The organism is Burkholderia sp. Bp9016 (assembly GCF_003857765.1).
Classification (GTDB): domain Bacteria; phylum Pseudomonadota; class Gammaproteobacteria; order Burkholderiales; family Burkholderiaceae; genus Burkholderia.
In genome coordinates this window covers 62,495-86,197 of the sequence record NZ_QTPY01000004.1, presented here as the reverse complement: position 1 = coordinate 86,197, position 23,703 = coordinate 62,495, and the positions used below count along the sequence as shown (strand labels likewise).

General features: G+C 65.3%; 19 protein-coding genes. 9 read left to right on the top strand and 10 right to left on the bottom strand.

Translation table 11 applies throughout. The features are described 5' to 3' along the window. Positions 1-26: 26 nt before the first annotated feature. Positions 27-1,559 carry an amidophosphoribosyltransferase gene (gene purF / locus DIE13_RS06495; protein WP_124826378.1) on the top strand — a complete coding sequence of 511 codons (1,533 nt, stop codon included), beginning with the start codon at positions 27-29 and terminating at the stop codon, positions 1,557-1,559. 257 nt (positions 1,560-1,816) lie between these two features. Further along, positions 1,817-3,010 (top strand): O-succinylhomoserine sulfhydrylase, encoded by a 1,194-nt coding sequence (locus tag DIE13_RS06490; protein ID WP_124826377.1) that lies wholly within the window; start codon positions 1,817-1,819, stop codon positions 3,008-3,010. A 93-nt stretch (positions 3,011-3,103) separates the two neighbouring features. On the opposite strand, the gene DIE13_RS06485 is transcribed toward DIE13_RS06490, so the two are convergent. From DIE13_RS06485 to DIE13_RS06475, 3 genes are read right to left on the bottom strand one after another with little or no spacing between them, the layout of a single operon-like run. Then, entirely contained in the window at positions 3,104-4,078 is a 975-nt protein-coding gene (locus tag DIE13_RS06485) for an NAD-dependent epimerase/dehydratase family protein (protein WP_124826376.1), read from the bottom strand. Next, complete coding sequence (gene gmd / locus DIE13_RS06480) at positions 4,065-5,111, bottom strand: GDP-mannose 4,6-dehydratase (protein ID WP_124826375.1); 1,047 nt, start codon at positions 5,109-5,111, stop codon at positions 4,065-4,067. Before gmd ends, DIE13_RS06485 begins: the two co-directional genes overlap by 14 nt. A 35-nt stretch (positions 5,112-5,146) precedes the next feature. Next, positions 5,147-6,211: an acyltransferase gene (locus tag DIE13_RS06475; protein ID WP_124826374.1), complete on the bottom strand. Its 1,065-nt coding sequence runs from the start codon at positions 6,209-6,211 to the stop codon at positions 5,147-5,149. 186 nt (positions 6,212-6,397) lie between these two features. Between DIE13_RS06475 and DIE13_RS32805 the strand changes: the two genes are divergently transcribed. From DIE13_RS32805 to DIE13_RS06465, 3 genes are all read left to right on the top strand, one after another. Beyond that, positions 6,398-6,601 carry a hypothetical protein gene (locus tag DIE13_RS32805; RefSeq protein ID WP_185731196.1) on the top strand — a complete coding sequence of 68 codons (204 nt, stop codon included), beginning with the start codon at positions 6,398-6,400 and terminating at the stop codon, positions 6,599-6,601. A gap of 103 nt (positions 6,602-6,704) precedes the next feature. Next, the gene (locus DIE13_RS06470) at positions 6,705-8,897 is read left to right on the top strand and encodes a hypothetical protein (RefSeq protein WP_175751679.1); all 2,193 of its coding nucleotides are present in this window, start codon (positions 6,705-6,707) and stop codon (positions 8,895-8,897) included. A gap of 19 nt (positions 8,898-8,916) precedes the next feature. After that, a complete protein-coding gene (locus tag DIE13_RS06465) occupies positions 8,917-10,383 on the top strand; it encodes a flippase (protein ID WP_124826372.1) in 1,467 nt (488 codons plus the stop codon). A 13-nt stretch (positions 10,384-10,396) separates the two neighbouring features. Here DIE13_RS06465 and DIE13_RS06460 read toward each other — a convergent pair whose 3' ends face one another. Next, positions 10,397-11,434 carry an RNA-guided endonuclease TnpB family protein gene (locus DIE13_RS06460; RefSeq protein ID WP_124826371.1) on the bottom strand — a complete coding sequence of 346 codons (1,038 nt, stop codon included), beginning with the start codon at positions 11,432-11,434 and terminating at the stop codon, positions 10,397-10,399. 116 nt (positions 11,435-11,550) lie between these two features. Between DIE13_RS06460 and DIE13_RS06455 the strand changes: the two genes are divergently transcribed. Then, complete coding sequence (locus DIE13_RS06455; RefSeq protein ID WP_124826370.1) at positions 11,551-14,016, top strand: glycosyltransferase family 4 protein; 2,466 nt, start codon at positions 11,551-11,553, stop codon at positions 14,014-14,016. Positions 14,017-14,416: 400 nt separating this feature from the next. On the opposite strand, the gene DIE13_RS06450 is transcribed toward DIE13_RS06455, so the two are convergent. After that, positions 14,417-15,592 carry an acyltransferase gene (locus tag DIE13_RS06450; protein WP_124826369.1) on the bottom strand — a complete coding sequence of 392 codons (1,176 nt, stop codon included), beginning with the start codon at positions 15,590-15,592 and terminating at the stop codon, positions 14,417-14,419. Positions 15,593-15,806: 214 nt separating this feature from the next. On the opposite strand from DIE13_RS06450, the gene DIE13_RS32800 reads away from it, so the two are divergent. Together DIE13_RS32800 and galU are read left to right on the top strand one after the other, a co-directional pair. After that, positions 15,807-15,950 (top strand): hypothetical protein, encoded by a 144-nt coding sequence (locus DIE13_RS32800; protein ID WP_175686281.1) that lies wholly within the window; start codon positions 15,807-15,809, stop codon positions 15,948-15,950. 228 nt (positions 15,951-16,178) lie between these two features. Continuing rightward, positions 16,179-17,066 carry a UTP--glucose-1-phosphate uridylyltransferase GalU gene (gene galU, locus DIE13_RS06445; RefSeq protein ID WP_124826368.1) on the top strand — a complete coding sequence of 296 codons (888 nt, stop codon included), beginning with the start codon at positions 16,179-16,181 and terminating at the stop codon, positions 17,064-17,066. 443 nt (positions 17,067-17,509) lie between these two features. Here galU and DIE13_RS06440 read toward each other — a convergent pair whose 3' ends face one another. Further along, on the bottom strand, positions 17,510-18,649 hold the full coding sequence (locus DIE13_RS06440; protein ID WP_124826367.1) for an acyltransferase: 1,140 nt from the start codon (positions 18,647-18,649) through the stop codon (positions 17,510-17,512). 258 nt (positions 18,650-18,907) lie between these two features. Between DIE13_RS06440 and DIE13_RS06430 the strand changes: the two genes are divergently transcribed. Continuing rightward, positions 18,908-19,357 (top strand): HU family DNA-binding protein, encoded by a 450-nt coding sequence (locus DIE13_RS06430; protein ID WP_006754477.1) that lies wholly within the window; start codon positions 18,908-18,910, stop codon positions 19,355-19,357. A gap of 965 nt (positions 19,358-20,322) precedes the next feature. On the opposite strand, the gene DIE13_RS06425 is transcribed toward DIE13_RS06430, so the two are convergent. The 4 genes from DIE13_RS06425 to DIE13_RS06410 all read right to left on the bottom strand — a co-directional run bounded on the left by DIE13_RS06425 (position 20,323) and on the right by DIE13_RS06410 (position 23,694). Further along, positions 20,323-20,796 carry a VOC family protein gene (locus tag DIE13_RS06425; protein ID WP_124826366.1) on the bottom strand — a complete coding sequence of 158 codons (474 nt, stop codon included), beginning with the start codon at positions 20,794-20,796 and terminating at the stop codon, positions 20,323-20,325. Between the two features lie 378 nt (positions 20,797-21,174). Further along, positions 21,175-22,335 carry a porin gene (locus DIE13_RS06420; RefSeq protein WP_124826365.1) on the bottom strand — a complete coding sequence of 387 codons (1,161 nt, stop codon included), beginning with the start codon at positions 22,333-22,335 and terminating at the stop codon, positions 21,175-21,177. Positions 22,336-22,417: 82 nt separating this feature from the next. Next, positions 22,418-22,708 (bottom strand): hypothetical protein, encoded by a 291-nt coding sequence (locus tag DIE13_RS06415; RefSeq protein ID WP_124826364.1) that lies wholly within the window; start codon positions 22,706-22,708, stop codon positions 22,418-22,420. Positions 22,709-22,761: 53 nt separating this feature from the next. Beyond that, positions 22,762-23,694: a YihY/virulence factor BrkB family protein gene (locus tag DIE13_RS06410; RefSeq protein WP_124826363.1), complete on the bottom strand. Its 933-nt coding sequence runs from the start codon at positions 23,692-23,694 to the stop codon at positions 22,762-22,764. Between the last annotated feature and the right edge of the window lie 9 nt (positions 23,695-23,703).

Below are 23,703 nucleotides of genomic sequence, written 5' to 3'. Positions count from 1 at the left end.
GATTTTGTCATCTTGAAGGACATGCCATGTGCGGCATCGTAGGTGTTATTTCCCAATCCCCCGTCAATCAGCTGATCTATGACAGCCTGCTGCTTTTGCAGCATCGCGGTCAGGACGCAGCAGGCATCGCGACGGCGGATGGCAGCAATTTCCACATGTACAAGGCGAACGGGATGGTGCGCGACGTGTTCCGCACGCGCAACATGCGCAGCCTGCCCGGCACCTTCGGCATCGGCCAGGTCCGCTACCCGACGGCCGGCTCGGCGTCGAGCGAAGCCGAGGCGCAGCCGTTCTACGTGAACGCGCCGTTCGGGATCATCCTCGCGCACAACGGCAATCTGACGAACTGGGAACAGCTGAAGGACGAGATGTTCCGGATCGATCGCCGGCACATCAACACCAATTCCGACAGCGAAGTGCTGCTCAACGTGTTCGCACACGAGCTGCAACTGTCGACGACCGGCCTCGAACTCGATCCGGCCGCGGTGTTCAAGGCCGTCGCGGGCGTGCATCGCCGCCTGCAGGGTTCGTATGCGATCGTGTCGCTGATCGCCGGCTACGGTCTGCTCGCGTTCCGCGATCCGTTCGGCATTCGCCCGCTCTGCCTCGGCAAGCTCGAAACCGAACACGGCACCGAATGGATGGTCGCGTCGGAGTCGGTGGCGGTCGAAGGCATCGGCTTCGAATTCGTGCGCGACGTGCAGCCGGGCGAAGCGATCTTCATCGACAAGGCCGGCAACTTCCACAGCCAGCAGTGCGCGGAGCAGCCGACGCTTAATCCGTGCATGTTCGAATACGTGTATCTCGCCCGTCCGGATTCGTGCCTCGACGGCGTGCCGGTCTACAACGTGCGCCTGCGCATGGGCGACTACCTCGCCGAGAAGATCAAGCGCGAGCTGCCGAACGTGCCGATCGACGTCGTGATGCCGATTCCCGATTCGTCGCGTCCGGCCGCAATGCAGGTCGCCGCGAAGCTCGGTGTCGAGTATCGCGAAGGCTTCTTCAAGAACCGCTACGTCGGCCGGACCTTCATCATGCCGGGCCAGGCCGTGCGCAAGAAGTCGGTGCGCCAGAAGCTCAATGCGATGAGCATCGAGTTCAAGGACAAGCACGTGCTGATCGTCGACGATTCGATCGTGCGCGGCACGACCTCGCACGAGATCGTGCAAATGGCGCGCGATGCGGGCGCGAAGTCGGTGATCTTCGCGTCGGCGGCGCCGCCCGTGAAGTTCCCGAACGTGTACGGCATCGACATGCCGACGCGCGGCGAGCTGGTCGCACACGGTCGCACCGACGAAGAAGTCGCGAAGATCATCGGCGCCGACCACCTGATCTATCAGGACGTCGACGACCTGCGCCGCGCGGTGCGCGACATCAACCCGAAGCTCGAGCACTTCGAGGCGTCGTGCTTCGACGGCAACTACATCACCGGTGCGGTGACGCCCGAGTACCTCGATGCGATCGAGCGCGCACGCCTCGCACCGGCGTCGCAGGCCGACCGCGACGCGGCCAGCGACACCGCGGTGTCGCAGATGAACCTGCAGCTGTCGGTCGAGTGATGCCGGCGCGCGCTTCGAATGAAGCGTGATAGGATGTGGCCTTGCGTCGATTTGATTCAGCTTGCGGACGCGGGGCGACTTCCCAAAACAGCTAAAGCGAAGGCCGGCGGCAGCCGGCCCGAGTCGATCGCTGTCGTACCGCACCGAAGCCCGCTGATGCCGACGCATAGCGGGCTTTTTGTTTTGGCCTGGTTTTTGGCTGGGTTCGCGCGTCATGCATGATCTTCGGCGCGACCTTCGAATACGGAAAACGGAACATGGACGACTCCCTCAATTTCGACACGCTCGCCGTGCGCGCGGGCACGCTGCGTAGCAGCGACTTCAACGAGCATTCGGAAGCGCTGTTCCTCACGTCGAGCTTCTGCTTTGCAAGCGCGGCCGAGGCAGCCGAGCGCTTCGCGAATTCGGAAGACTATTTCACCTATTCGCGCTTCACGAACCCGACGGTCACCATGTTCCAGGATCGTCTCGCCGCGCTCGAAGGCGGCGAAGCCTGCATCGCGACGGCGTCAGGCATGGCCGCGATCATGTCGGTCGTGATGTCCGCCCTGCAGGCGGGCGATCACCTCGTCAGCTCGCGCAGCCTGTTCGGCTCGACGCTCGGGATGTTCTCGCAGATCTTCAGCAAGTTCGGGATCACGACGACCTTCGTCGACCCGACCGACCTGAACGCATGGCAGGAAGCCGTGCGGCCGGAAACGAAGATGTTCTTCCTCGAAACGCCGTCGAATCCGCTGACGGAGCTCGCGGACATCGAGGCGATCGGCAAGATCGCGAAGGCCGCGAACGCGCTGTTCGTCGTCGACAACTGTTTCTGCAGCCCGGTGCTGCAGCAGCCGCTGAAACTCGGCGCGGACGTCGTGATGCACTCGGCGACCAAGTTCCTCGACGGGCAGGGCCGCGTGCTCGGCGGCGCGCTGGTGGGTTCGAAGGAATTCATCATGGGCAAGGTGTTCCCGTTCGTGCGCAGCGCGGGCCCGACGCTGTCGGCGTTCAACGCGTGGGTGCTGCTGAAGGGGATGGAGACGCTGTCGCTGCGCGTCGAGAAGCAGTCGGCGAATGCGCTGGAAATCGCGCGCTGGCTCGATTCGCATCCGGCCGTCGCACGCGTGTTCTATCCGGGGCTCGCATCGCACCCGCAGCACGAGCTCGCGAAGCGCCAGCAGAAGGCGGGCGGCGCGATTGTGTCGTTCGAGCTGAAGGGCGACACGCCGGAGCAGCAGCGCGCGAACGCATGGCGCGTGATCGACAGCACGAAGCTGATCTCGATCACCGGCAACCTCGGCGACACGCGCACGACGATCACGCATCCGGCCACGACGACGCATGCGCGCATCACGCCGGAAGCGCGTGCGGCCGCCGGCATCAGCGAAGGGTTGATCCGCCTCGCAGTCGGCCTGGAGAACGCCGGCGACCTGCGCAACGATCTCGCGCGCGGTCTCGAAGGCTGAGCGTAGCGGCCGGTTTCACGGCTGCATGAAAGACGGGCCGCTCAGACTGAGCGGCCCGTTTCGCTTTGACTGGCGACGTGCGCGTTGCCGGATTCAGCCTGCGTGCGCGGCCTGCCCGGGCTGTGGCGCGTCGCGCATCGCGTTCACCATCCAGCGCAGCGTTTCGTCGAGCGGCGTCGCGGACAATTCGCCCACCGCGCGCCGCAGCTTGTCACGCGACCCGCTCAGGCGCTTTACTTCGTTATGCCGCACGAAACGCGGATCGATCGTCACGTCGATCGCGTAACCGGCGATGCGCGACAGCATCGCCAGCACTTCTTTCAGCGAATACGCGCGCTCCGAGCAGACGTTGAACGTCTCGCCGGCCGGCGCCGCTTCGAGCAGCTTCAGATACGCGGCCGTCACGTCGCGCACGTCGGAGAAATCGCGGCTCACGTCGAGATTGCCGAGCGAGATGCGCGGCGCGTTGCACGCATAGTGCGACACGAGCTTCGGCAGCAGATATGCGTCGTCCTGGCCGACGCCGGTGTAGTTGAACGGCCGCGCGATCACGATCGGCAACCGGTCGGCCCACAGCTTCGCTGCGTATTCCATCGCGAGCTTGCTGACCGCGTAGTCGTTCGCGGGCGCCGGCGCGACGCCCTCGTCGAGCACGCCGGCCGTCGAATTGCCGTAGACGTTCGCGCTGCTGGCGAGCAGCACGGCCGACGGGCGGCGGTCGAGGCCCGCGAGCGCGGCCAGCAGGTTGCGCGTGCCGGCGATGTTGACCGCGTAGGTCTGCGACGGCTCGTCCCGCGCGACGTGCGCACGTGCGGCGAGATGCACGACCGCATCGGGGCGCGCATCGGCCGCCGCCGCACGCATTGCGTTCGCATCGAGCAGATCGGCCGGCAGCAGGGTGCAGTTCGCGAATGCCGGGTCGTCGGGCCGCGTCGCACCGGGCGTCACGGTGCCCCACACGTCGTAGCCGGCCGCTTCGAGGCGCTGCGCCATGTAGCGGCCGGTGAAGCCCGTCAGGCCCGTGACGAACGCACGGCGCGGCGGGCATCCCGCGTCAGTACGTGTCATGGCGGCGATTTCGCGTCAGGTCCGCTTCCACCATCATCTGGCAAAGCTGCTCGAGCGTCGTCTCGGGCGCCCAGCCGAGCCTGGATCTGGCCTTGTCCGCGCAGCCGATCAGCAGGTCGACTTCGGCGGGGCGGTAGAACTTCGGGTTCACTTCGACGAGCACGTTGCCGTTCGACGCGTCGAGGCCGCGTTCCTGCTCGCCCTTGCCGGTCCATTCGATCTGATAGCCGGCGGCCGCGAACGCCATCCGCACGAAGTCGCGCACGGTCTCCGTGCGGTTGGTCGCGAGGACGTAGGTGTCGGGCTCGTCGACCTGCAGCATCCGCCACATCCCTTCGACATATTCGAGCGCGAAACCCCAGTCGCGTTTGGCATCGAGGTTGCCGAGTTCGAGTCTGGCCGCCTTGCCGAGCTTGATCTTTGCGACGGTGTCGGTGATCTTGCGCGTGACGAACTCGCGGCCGCGCAGCGGCGATTCGTGATTGAACAGGATGCCGCTGCAGCCGAACAGGCCGTACGACTCGCGGTAGTTCACGGTCATCCAGTGCGCGTACAGCTTCGCGACGCCGTACGGGCTGCGCGGGTAGAACGCGGTCGCTTCCGTTTGCGGGATCGACTGCACCATGCCGAACATCTCGGACGTCGATGCCTGGTAGAAGCGCGTCTTCGGGCTTACCACGCGGATCGCCTCGAGCAGGTTGAGCGGGCCGATGCCCGTCACTTCGGCGGTCGTCGCCGGCTGGTCGAACGATACGCCGACGAAACTCTGCGCGGCCAGGTTGTACAGCTCGTCGGGCTGCGTGCGTTCGAGCAGCCGCAGGCTGGAGCCCGCATCCGTCAGGTCGTGCTCGACGAGCGTCAGGTTCGGATGCGTGTCGACGCCGAGTTCGGCGATGCGCCAGAAGTTTACCGAGCTGGTGCGGCGATAGGTGCCTGTGACCTCGTAGCCCTTGTCGAGCAGCAGCCTGGTCAGGTAGGCGCCGTCCTGACCGGTGATCCCCGTGATGATGGCCTTCTTGCGAGTTTGGCTCATGGCAATGTCCTGGTCGAAGCGTTGAATTGAGAAAATCAGGCGGTCGTGCTGGCGGCGGCCGGCAACGTGCGGCGTGCGGGGCCGCGCGTGAGGCGCCGCTCGAAGCCGTACCAGCTCAGCGTGGCGTACACGAGCGTGATCGCGAGCGCGAGCGCGGCCGTCACGAAGCGGTTCAGGTGCAGCGGCCACAGTGCGTACAGCACGCTCAGGTGAATCAGGTACACGGTGTAGCTGACGGTGCCGACGTAGACGAGCAGCGGGTTCGTCAGCACGCGTTGCACGAGGCCGCGTCCGCGCAGCGCGATCACGACGATCGACGTGCACAGCAGCAGCGAGATGCTGTAGAGCGCGGCGTTCGACACCGGCGTGTTCGCCGCGCGGAACCGCGGGAACGACAGGTGCAGCCACGCGAGGATCGCGAGCGACACGAGTGCGCCGACGATCGCAAGCGGGTAGAACGGCTCCAGCGCGCGGCGGTCGCGGCGCAGCACGATCGCGAGCAGCGCGCCGGCGGCGAGCAGATCCATCCGGAACGGCGTCAGGTAGTAGATCGGCCAGAACGAATCGAACCACGGCGTCGCGATCGCGCGCAGCACGGGCGCCGCGACGATCAGCGCGGCGGCGATCCACAGCAGTGCGCGCTCCGAACACCACAGCACGACGAACGGCCAGAAGATGTAGAACTGCTCCTCGACGGCGAGCGACCACAGCACGTTCAGGCTGTCATGGCCGATGCTGCCGAGCGACAGCCCGATATTGGTCGAGAAGAACGCGAACCATGGCCAGTGCGGCAGCCAGCTCGCCCCGAACAGCAGCGTCGACACGACGAGCAGCAGCGCGTACGGCGGCAGGATCCGGCGCACGCGGCGCGCGTAGAAGTGGCTGAAGTACGACTGTCCGCGCGCCTTGCGATCAAGCAGGATGCCGGTGATCAGCAGGCCGCTCAGCACGAAGAACAGGTCGACGCCCATCCACAGCGGCGCCCTCAGCGCGTGCTGCAGGAACACGGCGCCAACGGCGATCGCGCGCAGTCCGTCGAGCTGCACGATGCGGCCGTGTTGCGGCGGGGCGAGGCCGGCGGTTTGCGCGCTGCCCGTCATCGCGCCGCTCCTTCGCGACGCGCGGCCGAAGCCGTGGCGCGCCGCGCATTCGATGCGTGAACGTAATGCATGCCTTTTAAATGAAATATTGAGCCGAAATCGATTCTAGGGAAAAGAAATCGGCAAAAAAACGCATGTCATTTATCCGGCTGAAAACGTGCGAATGACGGCGGTTTCAATCGCTACATGAAAGGTTTTCCGGGTGGGCGCCATGTGGGGCGTGCCGGAGCGGCATTTTCTACGGATTGGTGCGTGAAAGGTGGTCGTTATTTCCGCATCGCCGGTCATTTTAAATTTTGTTCCAGATCGATATTTCAGGCAGAAACATCCAAAAATATTTCCAAATTTCTTGTGATTATTTTTGCTTGTAACCTGCATCGCGACGTTTGAAACCCATTTCGCGACAGGTCATCCGGGCATGCGGCACGCCGCGGCGCCGGTCGTTTCCGCATCAAGTCTGGAGAGCGCATTGCGACGTCTGATTCTGGTTGGCATGACGGTGTGCGCGGCGCTCACGTGGAGCGCCGCATCGGCCGAAACGGTGTTGCCCGCGACGACCTCGTGGATCGGCAACACGTTCGGCTATGGCGACGGCAGCTGGACGCAGATCGACATCCGTGCGATCGCGGTGACGCCCGACGGCAAGGTTTATACGAATGCGCCGTGGGACGAGAGCGGCGCCGAGGCGAGCGTCTACCAGGACGGGAAGATGCTCGGCTTCGCCGGTGGCACGCATGGCTGGGGCAACCTCGGCGGCAGTGCGATCGCGGTAAACGGCAAGTACGCGTATGTCGCGATCGGCGTCGGCAACGAGCGCGGCCATCTGCAGTCGCCGGGTATCTGGCCGGATAAGGGCAAGCAGTGGTTCGGCATCTCGCGGCGCACGCTCGGCGACATGAAGCAGCCGGCGCCGTTTCGCGCCGCGCCGCAGGTCGCGCCCGGCGGGCGCGCCGATGCCGGCCGCGCGCGAATGGCCGCGAGCTTCATGATGGTCAACGAGGTGCCGGCGCCGGCCCGATCGGAAGTGGGCGGGTTGAAAGCGGAAGTGGGCGGCCTAGCGGCGGACGACAAGACGCTGTTCGCGACGAATCCGTCACATGACGCGGTCGACGTGTACGACGCCGACACGATGCAGAAGAAGGCCACCTGGAGCGCACACGAGCCGGGCCGCATCGCGCTCGCGGGCGACGGCACGCTGTGGCTTTTGACCGATACGGTCAGCGGGCCGGCGCACCTCGTGCACGTGCGCGCCGACGGCCGCAAGCTCGACGACGCGCCCGCGCTGCCCGACGGCACCGACGCAGTGGACGTGGCGGTCGATGCGAAAGGGCGCGTGCTGGTCGCGGACAACGGCCCGCGCCAGCAAATTCTGATTTTCTCGAAAGGCGGCAAGGGCTACGCGGCGTCCGGCACGCTCGGCGAGCGCGGCGGCATCTTCTCGGGTCCGGTGCCGGGTCGCCCCGGGCCGCAGCGCTTCAACGGGCTGACGGGCGTGGGCGTCGATCGCGAGGGCAACATCTATGTGTCGATGAACGGGATCGGCCCGCACCACGACACGATCGGCGCGGGGCTCGGCGCGGTGCTCGAAAGCTATACGCCGGACGGCAAGCTGCGCTGGCAGGTGCAGGGCTTGCTGTTCGTCGATGGCGCGTGGCTCGACCCCGCGCGGCCGAACAGCGTGTATACGGGCAACAAGCGCTTCGAGCTCGACCTGTCGAAGCCGCCCGGCCAGGACTGGAAATACGCCGGCTTCCTGTCGAACCGCTTCAAGTATCCGGACGATCCCGTGTTCCACACGGATCAGTATCCCGGCATGCCGTTCGCGCGGCGCGTCGACGGCCGCACGTTCCTGTACCTGACCGACATGTATGCCGATCACCTGAAGATCTACCGCTTCGACGCGAAGCGCGACGGCGAGGTCGCGATTCCGTCGGGCCTGATCGCGGGCCGCGCGCGTCCGGTCGACAAGGTGCCGAACAAGCCGCCGGGCGGCGACTGGATCTGGCGCGACGCGAACGGCAACGGCCGCATCGACGCGGACGAGTTCGAGCTCAACACGACCGGCAAGGCGAAGGCCGGCGGCTGGGGCTGGTGGGTCGACACGAAGGGCGACATCTGGCGCACGAGCGACGTACGCGGCATCCACCGCTTCCGCTACGGCGGCGTCGACAAGGCCGGCAACCCGATCTACGCGTACGACAAGGTCACGACCTATCCGATGCCGCAGCCGTTCACGCAACTGCGCCGTGCGATCTACGAGCCGCAGACGGACACGCTGTACGTGACGGGCTATACGGCCGATGCGCCGCCGCAACCGGGCATCAACAAGGAAGTCGGCCGCGTGCTGGTGCGCTACGACAAGTGGTCGACCGGCTCGCCGGTCGTGCGCTACACGGTCGCGCTGCCGTGGCAGCTCGATGCGAAGCCGATCCTCGACCTGATCGGGATCACGGTCGAGGGCCGCTACATCTTCACGGTGGAGCCGGTCGGCAAGATCCACGTGTACGACAAGGAAACCGGCAAGGAAGCCGGCGTGATGAGTCCGGGCGCGGAGGTCGGCAAGGCGTCGGGCTGGGTCGACGTGCCGTTCGGCATCAGCGCGTTCCGGCGCGAGAACGGCGAATACCTGGTGTTCGTCGAGGAAGACGCACGCGGCAAGGTGCTCATGTACCGCTGGAAACCGTAACGGGCCCATGGGCTAAAGCATGGACAAAGGCATACTCAAGAACGTTTCGATCAACTTCATCGGGCTGATCCTGCCGACCTTCGTGTCGCTGGTGACGGTGCCGGCTTATATTCACGCGCTCGGGGTCGAACGCTATGGCGTCGTGAGCCTCGTGTGGACGCTGATCGGCTATTTCGGGATCCTCGATCTCGGGATGAGCATGGCCGCGCAGAACCACATCTCGAAGGCGCTCGCGAGCGGCAACGAGGACGAAAGCGCCCGCGTGTTCTGGAGCGCGTTCTGGCTGAACCTCGGCACCGGCATCGCGGGCGGGCTGCTCATCTACTTCGGCGCGTTCGTCTACACCGCGTATTTCACGAAGGTGTCGGCGGCGATGCAGCACGAGGTGTATCTCGCGCTGCCGTGGCTCGCGCTCGCGATTCCGCTCGCGAACGTGTCGTGGGTGTTCGCCGGCGCGATCAACGGCGCCGAGCGGTTCGGCGTGTTCAATACGAACCAGACGATCGGCACGTTCCTGTTCCAGCTGCTGCCGCTCGGCGCAGCGTGGTGGATCGCGCCGAACCTGCAGACGGTGCTGGCCGCGGCGGTCGTCGCGCGGCTGATCGCGGCGGTGATGCTCGGTCACGCGAGCATCAAGGTGCTCGGGATCCGGCGCATCGATCCGCCGCGGTGGGGCACCGCGAAAGGGCTGTTCAACTTCGGCGGCTGGATGCTGATCGCCAGCACGGCCAGCATGATCGCCGACACGCTCGATCGCGTGATGCTCGGCGCCGGCATGGGCGCGAAGTTCGTCACTTACTACACGGTCCCGCAGAACCTCGTCACGCGGCTGAACATGCTGCCGAACGCGCTGGTGCGCACGCTGTTTCCGCGCCTGTCGGCGGTCGGCCGCGATCACGCCGACACGCTCGCGCGCCAGTCGCTCGAATTCCTGAACGGGGTGTTCACGCCGGTCGGCATCGTCGCGATCTTCGCGCTTGCGCCGTTTCTCACGCTGTGGGTCGGCGCCGATCTCGCCGCGCATTCGGCGCCGGTCGGGCGCGTGCTGGTGATCAGCGTATGGCTCGTCGGTCAGGCGAGCGTCACGCGGATCCTGATCCAGTCGCAGGTCAACCCGGCGCGCGCCGCGTTCGCGGGCCTCATCGAGATGCCGTTCTTCGTCGGCGGCCTGTGGTTCGGCATTCATCACTTCGGGCTGATCGGGGCGGCGGTCGTCGTCGCCACGCGTGCGCTGGTCGACTACGGCGTGCTGCTGTACCTGTCGGCGATCCGGATGCGCGCGATCGTGCTCGACATGCTCGCGCATCTCGCCTTCCTGCTCGCGAGCCTGTTTCTCGCGCAGGCGTGGTCGGGGCTCGGCGAGTCGATCGGCATGTGCGCGGTCGTGCTGGTGCTGAACCTTGCGTGGTCGCTCACGATGACGCCGGGCCTGCGCGCGCTCGTGCGCGACCTGTTCGTCCGTCTCAATGCGAGGAAAACCACTTGACGTCCTCCACGGCCTAAAGGCAGCGGATTCCCACAACCGGCGATGCACGTCCGCATCGGAGAATGTTCAGCGCAGCGTTGATATCACGATCATGCACGACACCACAGCCGTCGCAGGCCCACTCTCTTATTCGCAGTCCCGCGATACCTTTCGGCCGCGTCGTGCTGTCTTTCGACCCGCACGCCGAACAGGACTGGGTGGAACCGCTTTCGTCGACTTCCTCGAACGTGGCCCCATGCGCGATCGCCTTATAACGGAGCTTGTTTCGGAAGGACGACCAGGATGCGTCGTAGACGCTTTTCGCCATCCTGGTCCTGGCGAGCTTCGCGGCCGACACGTTGCCAACCGCGATGTAATCGAAGCGCCGCACCAGATCGAGCGCGAGCTTGTGTTGGAAATCGGCACGGGCATTCGCGACCTTGGCGTGCAATTTCGCGATATGCCGCTTGTGCTGTCGCGCCCGTTGCGCTTTCGCGAGCTTCTCGGCCGCGCGTCGACCGAACCGGTCATTTGGCAGCTTCTCGCCCGTCGAAAGTGTGGCGAAGTCTTTCAGGCCAAGATCGATGCCGACACCGGAGCGGATCGGTCGGGCAGGAACATCAGGCATCTCGATCACGATGTTGAGAAACCAGTTGCCCCGCGCATCCTGCGCAAAGTTGGTTCCGTCCTTGATCTTGCCTTCGGGAAGTGGCCGACTGTTGAACACGCGGAAGGTGTTGCCGGCAAAGCAAAACGCATCGCTGTCGCGCTTCAGGTCACGGCCCTTAAGCGATTTCCTGCCGCGATAACGCAGGTAAGGGCGCCGGTGCTGGTTGCGCGACTTCGCGTATTGCTTGCACGTAGCGTTGACCGTACCGGAGTGGATGCCGAGTTCCTTGCTGCTGCCGGTCGTCAGCACGTTCAGGTCGAAGCCGGTCGGCCATTTCTTGCGCCACTTGAGCGCGTGCTTCTGTGTGTCGTTGCAGAAGTTCCAGACGTAGTTCACCGCACGGCTCTGCTTGTTGAGCAGTCCGTTGAGCGACTTCACCCGGTAGCGGTAGACAAGAATCATACCGGCGAGACTAACCCGTGGAAGAAGCTGCCTGTCAACAGCACTCCTTTCCTTCCCGTCATCCGCCCCGAAGGAAGTCCCCTTGGGGGAAATGGCGGGGTTTCATGGAGCGACTGATGAATCGCGATCTGGCGGAACACGCCATCCTGAACATCGCCACGGCCGACGGCGCCGTGGCCGAAGCCGGTGCCGCCGCCGCGCTGCGCCGTGCCGAATCGGCCGGGCAGGCAGGCGCCCGCCATGCGTCGCGCCCGCTGCGCGTGGCGATCGTCCACGACTGGCTCGTCACGTATGCGGGCGCCGAGCGCGTGCTCGAGCAGATCGTCGCGTGCTTTCCCGACGCGGACCTGTTCAGTCTCGTCGACTTTCTCGACGATCGCGCGTTCGTGCGCGGCAAGCGGGTGACGACGTCGTTCATCCAGAAACTGCCGTTCGCGCGCACCAGATACCGCAGCTACCTGCCGCTGATGCCGCTTGCGATCGAGCAACTCGACGTGTCCGGGTACGACCTCGTGATCTCGAGCAGCCATGCGGTCGCGAAGGGCGTGCTGACGGGGCCGGACCAGATGCACATCAGCTACGTGCATTCGCCGATCCGCTATGCGTGGGACCTGCAGCACCAGTATCTGGAGCAGTCGAATCTCACGCACGGGCCGAAGTCGCTGCTCGCGCGGATGATCCTGCACTACATCCGCAACTGGGACACGCGCACGGCGAATGCGGTCGACGGCTTCGTCGCGAATTCCGCGTTCATCGCGCGCCGGATCCGCAAGGTGTATCACCGCGACGCGGCCGTGATTTTCCCGCCGGTCGACGTCGACAGCTTCTCGCTGAACGAGACGAAGGACGACTTCTACCTGACCGCGTCGCGGATGGTGCCGTACAAGAAGATCGACCTGATCGTCGACGCGTTCTCGCGCACGCCCGAGCGCAAGCTCGTCGTGATCGGCGACGGCCCGGAGATGCAGAAGATCCGCGCGAAGGCCGGCCCGAACGTCGAAATCATGGGCTATCAGCCGTTCGCGGTGCTGCACGACCGGATGCGCCGCGCGAAGGCATTCGTGTTCGCGGCCGAGGAGGATTTCGGCATTTCGGTCGTCGAGGCGCAGGCATGCGGCACGCCCGTGATCGCATACGGCAAGGGCGGCGCGCTCGAAACCGTGCTGGAGCCGCAGTCGCACGGGAATCCGACCGGGTTGTTCTTCGACGAGCAGACACCGCATGCGATCGTCGCGGCCGTCGACGATTTCGAGCGCGCGCCGCAGCGCTTCACGCCGAAGGCGTGCCGCGCGAACGCGGAGCGCTTCTCCGCCGACACCTTCCGGCGACGTTTTATCGACTATGTGGAGGCGGCGTTGCCCGGCTCGACCGCGCAGCGCGGCACGGCCGCAGCGCCGATGCCGGCCGCGCGCGGCCCGGCGACGCTCGTGCTCGACCAGAGCGGCGTGCTCGGCGGCGCCGAGCTGTCGCTGCTCGAAATCATGAAGCACATGCGCGCGAACGCCGACGTGCTGCTGTTTGACGACGGCCCGTTTCGCGCGGCGCTCGACGAGGTCGGCGCACGCGTCGACGTGCTCGACCAGGGCGCGCTCGCCGGCGTGCGCAAGCAGGGCGGCGTGTCGGCCGGCGCAATGAAGCAGCTCGTCGGGATGGTGCGCGACGTCGCGCGGCGTGCGCGTCGCGCCGAGGTGATCTACGCGAACACGCAGCGCGCCATGGTGGTCGCCGCACTGGCCGGGCGGCTCGCGCGCAAGCCGGTGGTCTGGCACTTGCGCGACATCGTCAGCGACGACCATTTCGGCAGCAAGCAGCTGATGGCGATCAAGTACTGCGCGCGCCTGGGCGTCACGCGCGTGATCGCGAACTCCGATGCGTCCGCACAGGCATTTCGCGCGCTGACGGGCTTCACGCCGCAGCATGTCGACGTCGTGTTCAACGGGATTTCCGCCGAACCGTTCGATGCGCTGGACGACGTCAGCCAGGCCGCGCTGCGCGCGCGCTTCGGGCTACCCGAGCACGCATGGCTGGTCGGCTCGTTCAGCCGCCTCGCGCGCTGGAAGGGGCAGCATCTGCTGCTCGAGGCCGCCGCGCGGCATCCGGACATGCACGTGGTGCTGGTCGGCGCGCCGCTGTTCGGCGAGGACGAATACGCCGCGCAACTGCACGAGACCGTCGCGCGTCACGGCATGGACAAACGCGTGCATTTCCTCGGTTTCCAGCGCGACGTGGCCGCGTGCATGAAGGCGGTGGACGTGGTCGCGCATACGTCGATCACGCCCGAGCCGTTCGGGCGAGTGATCGTCGAGGGCATGCTCGCGCGCCGGCCGGTGGTCGCGGCCCGCGCGGGCGGGGTCGTCGAGATCATCGAGGACAGGGAAAGCGGGTTGCTGTGCGAGCCGGGCGACGCGGGTGCGCTGGCCGATGCGCTCGGCAAGCTGCAGCGCGACGCCGCGTTGCGCGCGCGGCTCGTCGCGAGCGGGCGTGCGACGGCGGTGCGCCGGTTCGGCACCGAGACCTATGTTGAGCGGGTCGAGAAGATTCTCGCGGATACAGCGAAGGCTGCGAAGGCGAAGAAGCGGTAAGCATGCGTGCCGGCGCGAGTCGGCGCAAAAACGGACCCTCATGCGGTGTCGCGCTGCATGGGGGCTTTGTTTTGCGGGCGGACGGGAGCGTGCTGCGCGGCAAGGGATGTTTCCTTGTCGGGGCGGGTAGATGCCCGTTCTGCGGGTATGCGGCCGGCAGCCGTCTCGATCGGAATCGCCTTTCGGGACGCCAGAGGCGTCGCCGTGCGGACCCGCGGTCGAGACGCGGCCCGACGGGTAGGACAGCCGACAAGCGGCCGTTACGCGCCGGTCAGGCGCCTTGCTGCGTGGCTCGCGTCACGCCTTGGCGCGGGAACGCATCCTCGTGCCGCTTCGTTCCATGAAAAGCCCCTGCGCAGCCGGAAGCCGCACGGGGGCTGGAGCCGCCGTCACGACGCGCTCAGGCGGCCTGCTCGGGCGCCGATGCGACGACCCGGGCCGCGCGCGTCGGCTTCAGGCTCGCCGACCACGCCATCGCCGGTCGTTCGAACAGCCGGTAGAACAGGTACGCGACCGGAATCGCCGCGGCCATGAACGCGAGCGACGGCCAGATCGACAGTTGCAGCTCGGAATGGAACAGCACCGAGCCGAGGCAGACGAACAGCGGCAGGTGAATCAGGTACAGCGAGTAGCTGAAGTCGCCGAACCGGCCGAGCAAGCGCAGCAGCGGTGTCGGACGCGGCGGGCACGCGAGCGCGCGGTACAGGAAGCACGCGAAGCCGGCCGCCCACAGCTGGAACGCGCCGTACTGGCCGAAGTGGAACGCGCCGCAGCCCGCAGCCAGCAGCATGGCAGCCGCGCCGTACCACGCGCGCGACGGCACGGCGGGCGTGCCGCGCGCCGGCTGCGCGCGCACGTCGGCGATCCACGCGCCGATCGTCCACGACAGCCAGTACGACGTGAAGAACTGCAGGTCGTGCCGCTCCAGCAGCAACGCCGACGCGACGTTGACGAGCGCGACGCCCGCGACGATGGCCGGCATCCCGACGCGCCGGCGCAGCGCGAACAGCAGCGGATAGACCACGTAGAACTGCACTTCGAGCGACAGCGTCCACAGCGCGCCGTTCGACCCGTATGTATAGCCGGCGACGCCCTGCAGCGAGAACAGGTTCACGAGAAACGCGGCGACGCCGATGTCGCGGATCTTGTGGCTGACCGGCGCGATCTGCAGGCTGATCGCGTCGAGCGCGAGCGTGAACAGCAGCGCGGCGAGCAGCACCGGATAGATGCGCGCGAAGCGGCGCGCCCAGAAATTCGGCGCGTCGAGCCGGTACGCCGGGTTGGCCGCGAATTTCAGCGCCGCGTTGCGGTGGATGCAGTAGCCGCTGATCACGAAGAAGATCGGCACGCCGGCCGAGCCCCACGCGAACGGGAACGTCAGATAGCCGACGATCACGCTCGGATCCAGCGCGTGACCGTAAGCGCGATGGAAGCTCTGCATGCCGACCCAGGCGACCTGGCGGCAATGGAAATAGGCGACGAGCAGCGCCGCGAACCCGCGCATCGCGTCGATCACGTGTTCCTTGTGGTCGGCGACGGGCGGCGCAGTCAAAGACGATCCGCTGAAAGCTTGCATGCGATTCGATTCCTTGCGACGGATGAAGGGGATGGTCCAATCGTAATGCGCAAGAATTCGATCGAATGAATAAAAAAATCGCGACGAGAAATAATGGTGTTTCACGTAATGGCCTTATTCACGTTCTGAAAGCGGTTTCGAAGCCGCCGCAATTATTTGCCGATTTTTTTCTGTTAGTTTGAAGCTCCGGTTGATTGATGCAAGGAGCGGCAAGATGGACATGCATTGGATCGCGAGCGCGGCAGTACTGCTGGTCATGGCCGTGCTGTCGGCGTATCGCGAGGCGCTGAAGAACGAGCCGATTCGCCCCGGTCTCGAACGGGGTAGCGTCCCGTATATCGAGGAATTCGAATCGTAAGTATTTGTATCCGTGAAATCGGTAATTTGTTTCTGCTTCGACAATGGGTGCGGCAATATCGACCGGATCGGCTGATTATCTCTTTTTCGGAAACATGGGCAATCGGTCCATATCGAAAATGAACGGAGTGAAATTGGCCGTACCGTCGATTCTCGATATGCCGTTCGGAAAACAACCGCGCCGGGTCGCAGGTCGACGCGGCGCAGTCAACGCAATCAGGATGCGAACATGTTGAAAGTCACCAAGGCCGTGTTCCCCGTCGCCGGTCTCGGCACGCGGTTCCTCCCGGCAACGAAGGCGAGCCCGAAGGAAATGCTGCCCGTCGTCGACAAGCCGCTGATCCAGTACGCGGTCGAGGAAGCGATCAACGCCGGTATCACCGAGATGATCTTCGTGACCGGGCGCAGCAAGCGCGCGATCGAGGATCACTTCGACAAGTCGTACGAGATCGAGGCCGAGCTCGAGGCGCGCGGCAAGGAAAAGCTGCTCGAACTCGTGCGCGGCATCAAGCCGAGCCACGTGAACTGCTTCTACGTGCGCCAGCCGGAAGCGCTCGGCCTCGGCCACGCGGTGCTGTGCGCGGAAAAGCTCGTGCATGGCGAGCCGTTCGCGGTGATTCTCGCCGACGACCTGTTGCACGGCGAGCAGCCGGTGCTCAAGCAACTCGTCGACGTGTTCGATCACTATCACAGCTCGGTGATCGGAGTCGAGACGATCCCGCGCGACGACAGCCGTTCGTACGGCGTCGTCGAAGGCCGCGAATGGGAAGAGGACATCATCAAGCTGTCCGGCATCATCGAGAAGCCGGCGCCGGAAGATGCGCCGTCGAACCTCGGCGTGGTCGGTCGCTACGTGTTCATGCCGACGATTTTCGATCACCTGCGCCGGCTCAAGCCGGGGGCGGGCGGCGAACTGCAACTCACCGACGCCGTCCAGTCGCTGCTGGCGCACGAACAGGTGCTCGCGTATCGCTACTACGGCACGCGTTTCGATTGCGGCAGCAAGATCGGTTACCTGAAGGCGACCGTCGAGCTCGCACTCCAGCATCCGGAAGTGAGCCGCGAATTCGAGGCGTATCTGCGTACCTGTCTGCCCACGCTGGCTGCTGTCGCATAAGCAGCCGCGCTGCTCCGTTGTTTCAGGTGGTGGTTGTTCCGTTGGCCCCGGCTGCCTTGCGCGTCGGGGCTTTTTTGCGTCCGGGCGAAACGGGGCGGGTGACGGACGGCGGGCGAGCGGTCGGGCTGAAGTCGGGCGGGTTTAAGGCGAGCGGGCGCGGGGCTCCTGACGTACCGGCGCGCGGCCTGGTTTGCGGTGCGCGTCGGTCGCGTTCGGTCAGGATTGCTTGTCCGACTGAAACCGGTGCCGGCGTACCGGCTGCTTGCGGTTTGATCGATGCCCGGTTGGTGTGACCGCTGCCCGCGTTCGCGGTGATGTCGATGCAGGATTGATGTCGACGCGGCGTATTCAAGCCTTGCTCCTTCGGTGCAACGCGTTTCCGGCGCCGTTTCCGCGTGCCGGCATCGCGTACCGTGGTCGCGCCACGCGTTTCCGGTTCGAGGTCATCGACGCCGGCTTTCCGCTCGGCGCGGCGACGTGTCGGGCCGAGCGACGAAGTGGCGCGCCAGCATCGCGGCGACCGGTTTCTTGAAGTCGAGCAGACGCTTTTCCAGGTAGCGCCACGACAGATGCGCGAGCAGCACGGCGAGCGCGAACTGCAGCACTTCAGGCAGGACATCCCGGACGATCGCCGGGATCGGCACGTGCGCGAACGTTGCCGGCAACACGCCGAAGCGCGCCGGAATCAGGTTGTGGAACAGGTAGAAGCCGTAGCTGATCGTGCCGAGATAGACGAGCGGCGCCCAGTCGAGCAGCGACACGGCTGGATGGTCGGGTTCGGTCACGATCCACAGCATCAGCGAGCCGAGCGATGCGGACAGGCCGAGATCCGCGAGCCCCGTCACGAGGTCGGGCAGCGTCGTGAGCGCGGGCAGCACGAGGAAAATCACGATGCCGGCGGCACCGAGCCAGCCGGGCGGAATGCGGCGTGCGACGGCTGGACCGCGATCGGCGAGCGCCATTGCGCCGATGCCGCCGAGCGCGATCAGCGCGAAATTCCACGGGGAAAACGCGTAGATCAGCACCGGCGACGCATCGACCGCATAGAGCGCGAGATGTGCGAGCGCGCATGCCGCGACGGCCGAGATGCCGAGCCGGACGTGTCGCGCCGCAGGCACGGCGAGCAGCGTCAGCGGCGCAATCAGATAGAACTGCTGCTCAACCGCGAGGCTCCAGAAGTGCGACGTGGAGCCGGGCCAGCCGTCCTTGACGACGCCGATCCAGTAGTTCGACAGGAACGTCGCGTGCCACGCGAGCCCGAGATTGACGCCGCGCTGGTAGAACAGCGCGTGCGCGATCGCGAGCGCGGCGAGCAGCAGGTAGTAGACGGGAAAGATCCGCAGCGCGCGCTTGGCGAGGAACAGCGCGAACGCATGGCGGCGCGTCATCGTGCCGCGCTCGATCGCCTGACGGTTGCGATGAAGCTCGCCGACGATCAGGAATCCGCTGATGAAGAAAAACGTCCACACGCCGAGCTTGCCCACGTCGACAGCGAGGACGTGGCCCTTGTGGGACAGGAAAACGAGGATGACGGCGATGGCTCGCAGGCCGTCGAGTCCTTTGACGTATCTGACTTCGCGCATGAAGGCATCCGTGGCACTGAGCGAGGTCAGTATAGGTACGCAAATATCGAACGTAATTCCGGTCCGGACGTATACGTGACGACGTTTTTCGATGCTCGAGCGTCGGCGAAGTCGGTCGGGCGCAACAAAACCTGCGGGAAACCCCGCGAAAACGCATAAAAGTACTGCACGAAGCGTCAAGGCGCTTGTAGAATCCGGCGTTGAAGCGCGCGCGTTGCACGCTTCGTGTATCCAACGACCACACCTGGTAGGAGAAACATGGCGACTTCCGCAAAAAAGGTGGCCAAGAAGGCTGCCGCACCGGCCACCAAGAAAGTGGCTGCCAAAAAGGCTGCGCCCGCGAAGAAAGTAGTGGCCAAGAAGGCTGTCGCGAAGGCAGCACCGGCTGCTCCGACGCCGCTGAAGGACAAGTTCACGAAGGCATCGCTCGCAACGCATATCGCCGAGCGCGCAGCTGTCGAAGTGAAGGCGGTCAAGGCAGTGCTCACCGCACTCGAAAACGTCGTGCTGGGCTCGGTTCACAAGAAGGGCGCAGGCGAGTTCACGCTGCCGGGTCTGCTGAAGATCACGGCGCAAGTCGTTCCGGCGAAGAAGAAGCGCTTCGGCAAGGATCCGTTCACGGGTGAAGAGCGCTGGTTCCCGGCAAAGCCGGCCAGCGTGCGCGTGAAGGCACGTGCGCTGAAGAAGCTGAAGGACGCGGCAGCGTAATGCCGCGTAACGGTTGCCGACTGCAGGTCGGCAACCGTTACGATGTCCGACGATCCCCGCACGCGAAAGCGTGCGGGGATTTTTATTGCGTTGCGCAAATCGGGCGGCGGTCGAGGCGGGGTGTGCGATCTCGTGTCGCGCGATGCGCATTCGAGGCGGCGTGTCGTATGTGCGGATGGTGGGCGCGGCGCATGCGCTCGCGGGTTGCTTTGCCGCGCGGCCCGTTGTTCATGCGTGGCCGTGCGAGCCTCGTTTTACGAGCCGGGACGCTGCCGTTCCCGTCGAATTCTCCGGCAGCTCGAGGGTCGCGCGCGCCGCGATCGGGCTGCATGTCGGCGCGACGCGCACTGCAATTCGGGCGAGTCGTCGCGCTGCGATTTGTGTTGTCGGTATCGACGGGCTGGCATGCAGCGATCGCGATCTGGCGATTCTGTCGACGAAGAGATGCATCGCGCGTCGTCGCCTCGTTCGAGCCAATGCCTGTGTGCGAGACGGTCACCTCCCTTCTCGCGACCGTCGCGAAACCAGGCGGGTGCGGCGACGAATGCAACGTCGTGCTCGCATTTGCGCATGCGTTCGGCACAGCGCCGTGATCTGCGGAGTCATCGATCGAGAACATCGCCGCGGCGAGCGGAGTGGCCTACCTCTCTCCGATACGTATGCGCCGATCGTCACGGCCGCGCGCACCGACTCTGGTTGCGCAGTGACGGCGATGACGCGATCGATGTTCGCCGAACCGGTTGCCGCATTCGTTCGCGACGCGCGACGCGCGATGCGCGACGTGTAATGAATGGACCGTCGAACCGAAGCTGTCGGCATGGCACGCAACCATCGCCCGGGATTGCATCGCCACGCGACGCAGCGCCTCGGCAGAGACGTCCTGCGCCGACGGCCATGCACGATCGACCGCGCCGCACGAGCGTCCCCGCGCCTCGCGACGCACGCGTCGCACCGATGGCTCAACGTCAGCCCGCCGTGCCCTCATACGCTGCCTTCAACGCGGCGACATCGAACTTCGTCATCTGCATCATCGCGGCGGCCACGCGTGCGGCCTTGATCTCGTCGCGGTCGGCCATCATCGGGATCAGCGCGTCCGGAACGATCTGCCACGAGACGCCGTAGCGGTCCCGTAACCAGCCGCAGCTGTCGGCCGTGCCGCCGTTCTCGAGCAGCGCGCTCCAGTAGCGGTCGAGTTCCGCCTGGTCGGCGCAACTGATCATCAGCGAAATCGCGTGGTTGAACGTCTCCGTGCGCGGGTGGCTCATCGCGATGAACGGTTGGCCGAACAGCTCGAATTCGACCATCCGCGTGCCGCCGGCGCCGGATACCGTCGTGACGCGCACGACACGCGAGTTCGGGAAAATGCCTGCATAGAAGGCTGCGGCTTCCTCGGCTTCCGTCGAGTACCAGAGGAATGGCGTGATCTTCTGAATCGTCATGGGATGTCTCCTGTCAGCGGTCGATAGGGCAGCGGCAGCCTGCGTGCATGCCGCCATCGATACGACGGATGAAGCCTGCCGAACTCGACACGTCGAAGGATAGTCGTCCGGATCGTGCAACGCGCGTTGTGATCGAATGGAGGGCGGGGCAACGGTCGACGTGCCCGGATGCCCGCAAGTGCGCCTCTGGCGCGTCACAGGCCCTCCAGGAGCCGCTTCCCGTCCGTTGTCGTACCCGAGGGCTGGCACGCGACCGCAGCCCGCCACCGGGCCGCTGGCGACGGACGAAAAAAAACCAGCCACGGCCGAAACCGATGACTGGTTTTGCAGTTCGGCGACATGGCGTCGGAGACGCCATGCACACCGGAAGCGTACTTCTTAGAACTTGTGGCGCAGGCCCAGAGCGACCATTTCCTGCGACTTCGTGCCGGCGTAGCCGTACGAGCCGATCGATGCTTGCGCTGCCGACGTCGTGCCGTCGTCGTTCAACTGCGTACCGCTCGCGTGCTGGTAAGCGCCGAGCAGGTAGACGTCCGTGCGCTTCGACAGCGAGTAGTCCGCACCCAGCGACACCTGGTGGTACTTGGCGTCCGTGTTGCCGCTCGCCTTCGTGTACGAGTAGCCGAGGCCCAGCAGCAGCGGCGGCGTGACCTGGTACGTCACGAACGCGCGGCCCGTGTTGTACTTCTCGGTCGACGTGTAGAGCGAGTATGCGTCCGGCTTGTATTGCGCGTTGCTGTAGCCGAGGCCGAGCGTCACCGGGCCGATTGCGTACTGGCCTGCGACTTGCGCGATGCCGATCGACTTCGCCGTCACGTAGCCTGCGTTGATCGGGCCGTCGACGATGTTGTCGGACGTCGTCGAGCCCCAGCCCGAACGGGTCGGGCCCGTCGTCGGCGACGGGTTGTTCGCGTAGAAGTAGCCGGCTGCGATGCCGATCGGGCCGTTGTTGTAGGCGGCTGCGGCCGACCACGTCTGACCTTGGCCCGGACGGCCTGCAACGCCGCTCAGACCGTACATGCCTTCGAACTGGAAGCCGTTCCAGACCGGCGAAGCGTACTTGATCGCGTTGCTGACGCGCAGGCTGTTGTCGTTGTTGTCGACGTCGCCCGGGGTCGCGAAGAAGCTGCCGAAGTAGTTGTCAGCCGTGACTGCCTGGACCAGGTCGACCACCGGGTCGTACTGGCGGCCCAGCGTCAGCGTGCCGTACTGGTTGCTTTGCAGGCCGACGTAAGCCTGGCGGTTGAAGATCGTGTTGGATGCGCTCAGCTTGCCGGTGCCCGGGTTGAAGCCGTTTTCGATCTGGAAGATTGCCTTCAGGCCGCCACCCAGGTCTTCAGCACCCTTCAGGCCCCAGCGGCTGCCTTGCAGGTTGCCCGACAGCATTTGCACCATGTTGTTGGCCTGGCCGTCATTGCCGTGAACCAGTGCGATCGACGTATCGATCACGCCGTACAGCGTCACGCTGGATTGAGCGTGAGCAGCGCCAGCGGCGCCCAGCAGGGCGAGCGAGAGGGTCGAGAGAGCGAGTTTCTTCATCGTTGAGTATCTCCACGCAAATGATTCAGTCGTTATTTGTTGCGGATTGGAGAATAGCTCAGTGCCATACAGGCAAGAAAGCTTAAAAAATAAAGTGTCTCGAAAAGGTAACAGCGAGAAAAAGTCCATATATATCAAGCACATCAAGAACTGTTCCTCTTTTTGAAATAGTTGACAATTGCTGCGCCGCGATTGTTGCGACGTTTGATGCATTCGGCAACGCACGGGCCGATTTGGCGGGTTCGCGCACGGAAATCGGAGCTTGCAAACGTTTGCCTTTGCGGCGAGCGTTACGCGCCGATGCAACGAACGCATCAGCGTCGCGCCGGCGCGCGGCGGCGAGGTCGTTGCGAAAGCGCGAAGAGTTGTGCAAGGCACGGCGCGCGCGCAAACATGCGCGGCCGCGTGACGAGCAGGAAGGGGCAATCAGTTGCCGCGCGCGTGATCGGCGGGGCGCTCGGCCTGTGCGGACGCGGCCGGCACATCGGCGGTGCGGCGGTGCGCGACGCCGCGCGCAGCCGCGAATTCCGCGCCGAGCAACAGCACGGCGGCGGAGAAGTACAGCCACATCAACAGTACCGCGAACGATCCGGCCGCACCGAACGCGCTCGCCGTGCCAGCGTGTGCGAGATACAGCGCGAACAGCTTCTTGCCACCGGAGAACAGGATCGCCGACACGATCCCGCCGACTGCCGCGTCGCGCCACGCGACGCGCGCGTCGGGCAGGAACTTCATCAGCGCGGCGAACGCGCCCGCGAGCACCGCGATGCCGACGAAGAACTGCAGCAGGTTGGTGACGACCACATACGGCGAATTGCCGAGCAGCCAGGTGCCGACGAACGTGATCGCGGTGTCGAGCACAAGCGACACGATCAGCAGGAACGCGACGCCGAGCACGAGCCCGAACGAAACCAGCCGCACGCGCACGAGCCCGAGCATGCTCGACCAGCGGTTTTCGGTGCTCGGCCAGATCACGCTCAGCGCCGTGTTCAGCGACGCGAACGTTGCCGACGCACCGATCGCGAGCGCGGCGAACGAGATCAGCGCCGCGATGCCGCCGCGCTCGCCTGCGCGATGCGCGTTCTGCACGATGGTCTGGATGCTGGCCGCGGCATCGTCGCCGATCAGTTGATGTGCCTGCTCGAACACCTGGCCGCGCGCGGCATCGTCGCCGTAGAACCAGCCGGCCACCGCGATCACCATCACGAGCGTCGGTGCGAGCGAGAACGCGGAGAAGAACGCGATGCTCGCGGCCATCGCCGAGCAGCGGTCCGAGGAGAAGCGCCTGAACGCGTTGAGTGCCCAGTTGGCCTGTTGTTGCGCGAGACGGGTGGCTTCCGAGGTGATCTGTCGTTTCATGACGGTTCG

Coding starts and splice junctions, on each gene's coding strand:
- purF (WP_124826378.1), top strand. CDS start 27: ATGTGCGGCATCGTAGGTGTTATTTCCCAATCCCCCGTCAATCAGCTG.
- DIE13_RS06490 (WP_124826377.1), top strand. CDS start 1,817: ATGGACGACTCCCTCAATTTCGACACGCTCGCCGTGCGCGCGGGCACG.
- DIE13_RS06485 (WP_124826376.1), bottom strand. CDS start 4,078: ATGACACGTACTGACGCGGGATGCCCGCCGCGCCGTGCGTTCGTCACG.
- gmd (WP_124826375.1), bottom strand. CDS start 5,111: ATGAGCCAAACTCGCAAGAAGGCCATCATCACGGGGATCACCGGTCAG.
- DIE13_RS06475 (WP_124826374.1), bottom strand. CDS start 6,211: ATGACGGGCAGCGCGCAAACCGCCGGCCTCGCCCCGCCGCAACACGGC.
- DIE13_RS32805 (WP_185731196.1), top strand. CDS start 6,398: ATGAAAGGTTTTCCGGGTGGGCGCCATGTGGGGCGTGCCGGAGCGGCA.
- DIE13_RS06470 (WP_175751679.1), top strand. CDS start 6,705: ATGACGGTGTGCGCGGCGCTCACGTGGAGCGCCGCATCGGCCGAAACG.
- DIE13_RS06465 (WP_124826372.1), top strand. CDS start 8,917: ATGGACAAAGGCATACTCAAGAACGTTTCGATCAACTTCATCGGGCTG.
- DIE13_RS06460 (WP_124826371.1), bottom strand. CDS start 11,434: ATGATTCTTGTCTACCGCTACCGGGTGAAGTCGCTCAACGGACTGCTC.
- DIE13_RS06455 (WP_124826370.1), top strand. CDS start 11,551: ATGAATCGCGATCTGGCGGAACACGCCATCCTGAACATCGCCACGGCC.
- DIE13_RS06450 (WP_124826369.1), bottom strand. CDS start 15,592: ATGCAAGCTTTCAGCGGATCGTCTTTGACTGCGCCGCCCGTCGCCGAC.
- DIE13_RS32800 (WP_175686281.1), top strand. CDS start 15,807: ATGGACATGCATTGGATCGCGAGCGCGGCAGTACTGCTGGTCATGGCC.
- galU (WP_124826368.1), top strand. CDS start 16,179: ATGTTGAAAGTCACCAAGGCCGTGTTCCCCGTCGCCGGTCTCGGCACG.
- DIE13_RS06440 (WP_124826367.1), bottom strand. CDS start 18,649: ATGCGCGAAGTCAGATACGTCAAAGGACTCGACGGCCTGCGAGCCATC.
- DIE13_RS06430 (WP_006754477.1), top strand. CDS start 18,908: ATGGCGACTTCCGCAAAAAAGGTGGCCAAGAAGGCTGCCGCACCGGCC.
- DIE13_RS06425 (WP_124826366.1), bottom strand. CDS start 20,796: ATGACGATTCAGAAGATCACGCCATTCCTCTGGTACTCGACGGAAGCC.
- DIE13_RS06420 (WP_124826365.1), bottom strand. CDS start 22,335: ATGAAGAAACTCGCTCTCTCGACCCTCTCGCTCGCCCTGCTGGGCGCC.
- DIE13_RS06410 (WP_124826363.1), bottom strand. CDS start 23,694: ATGAAACGACAGATCACCTCGGAAGCCACCCGTCTCGCGCAACAACAG.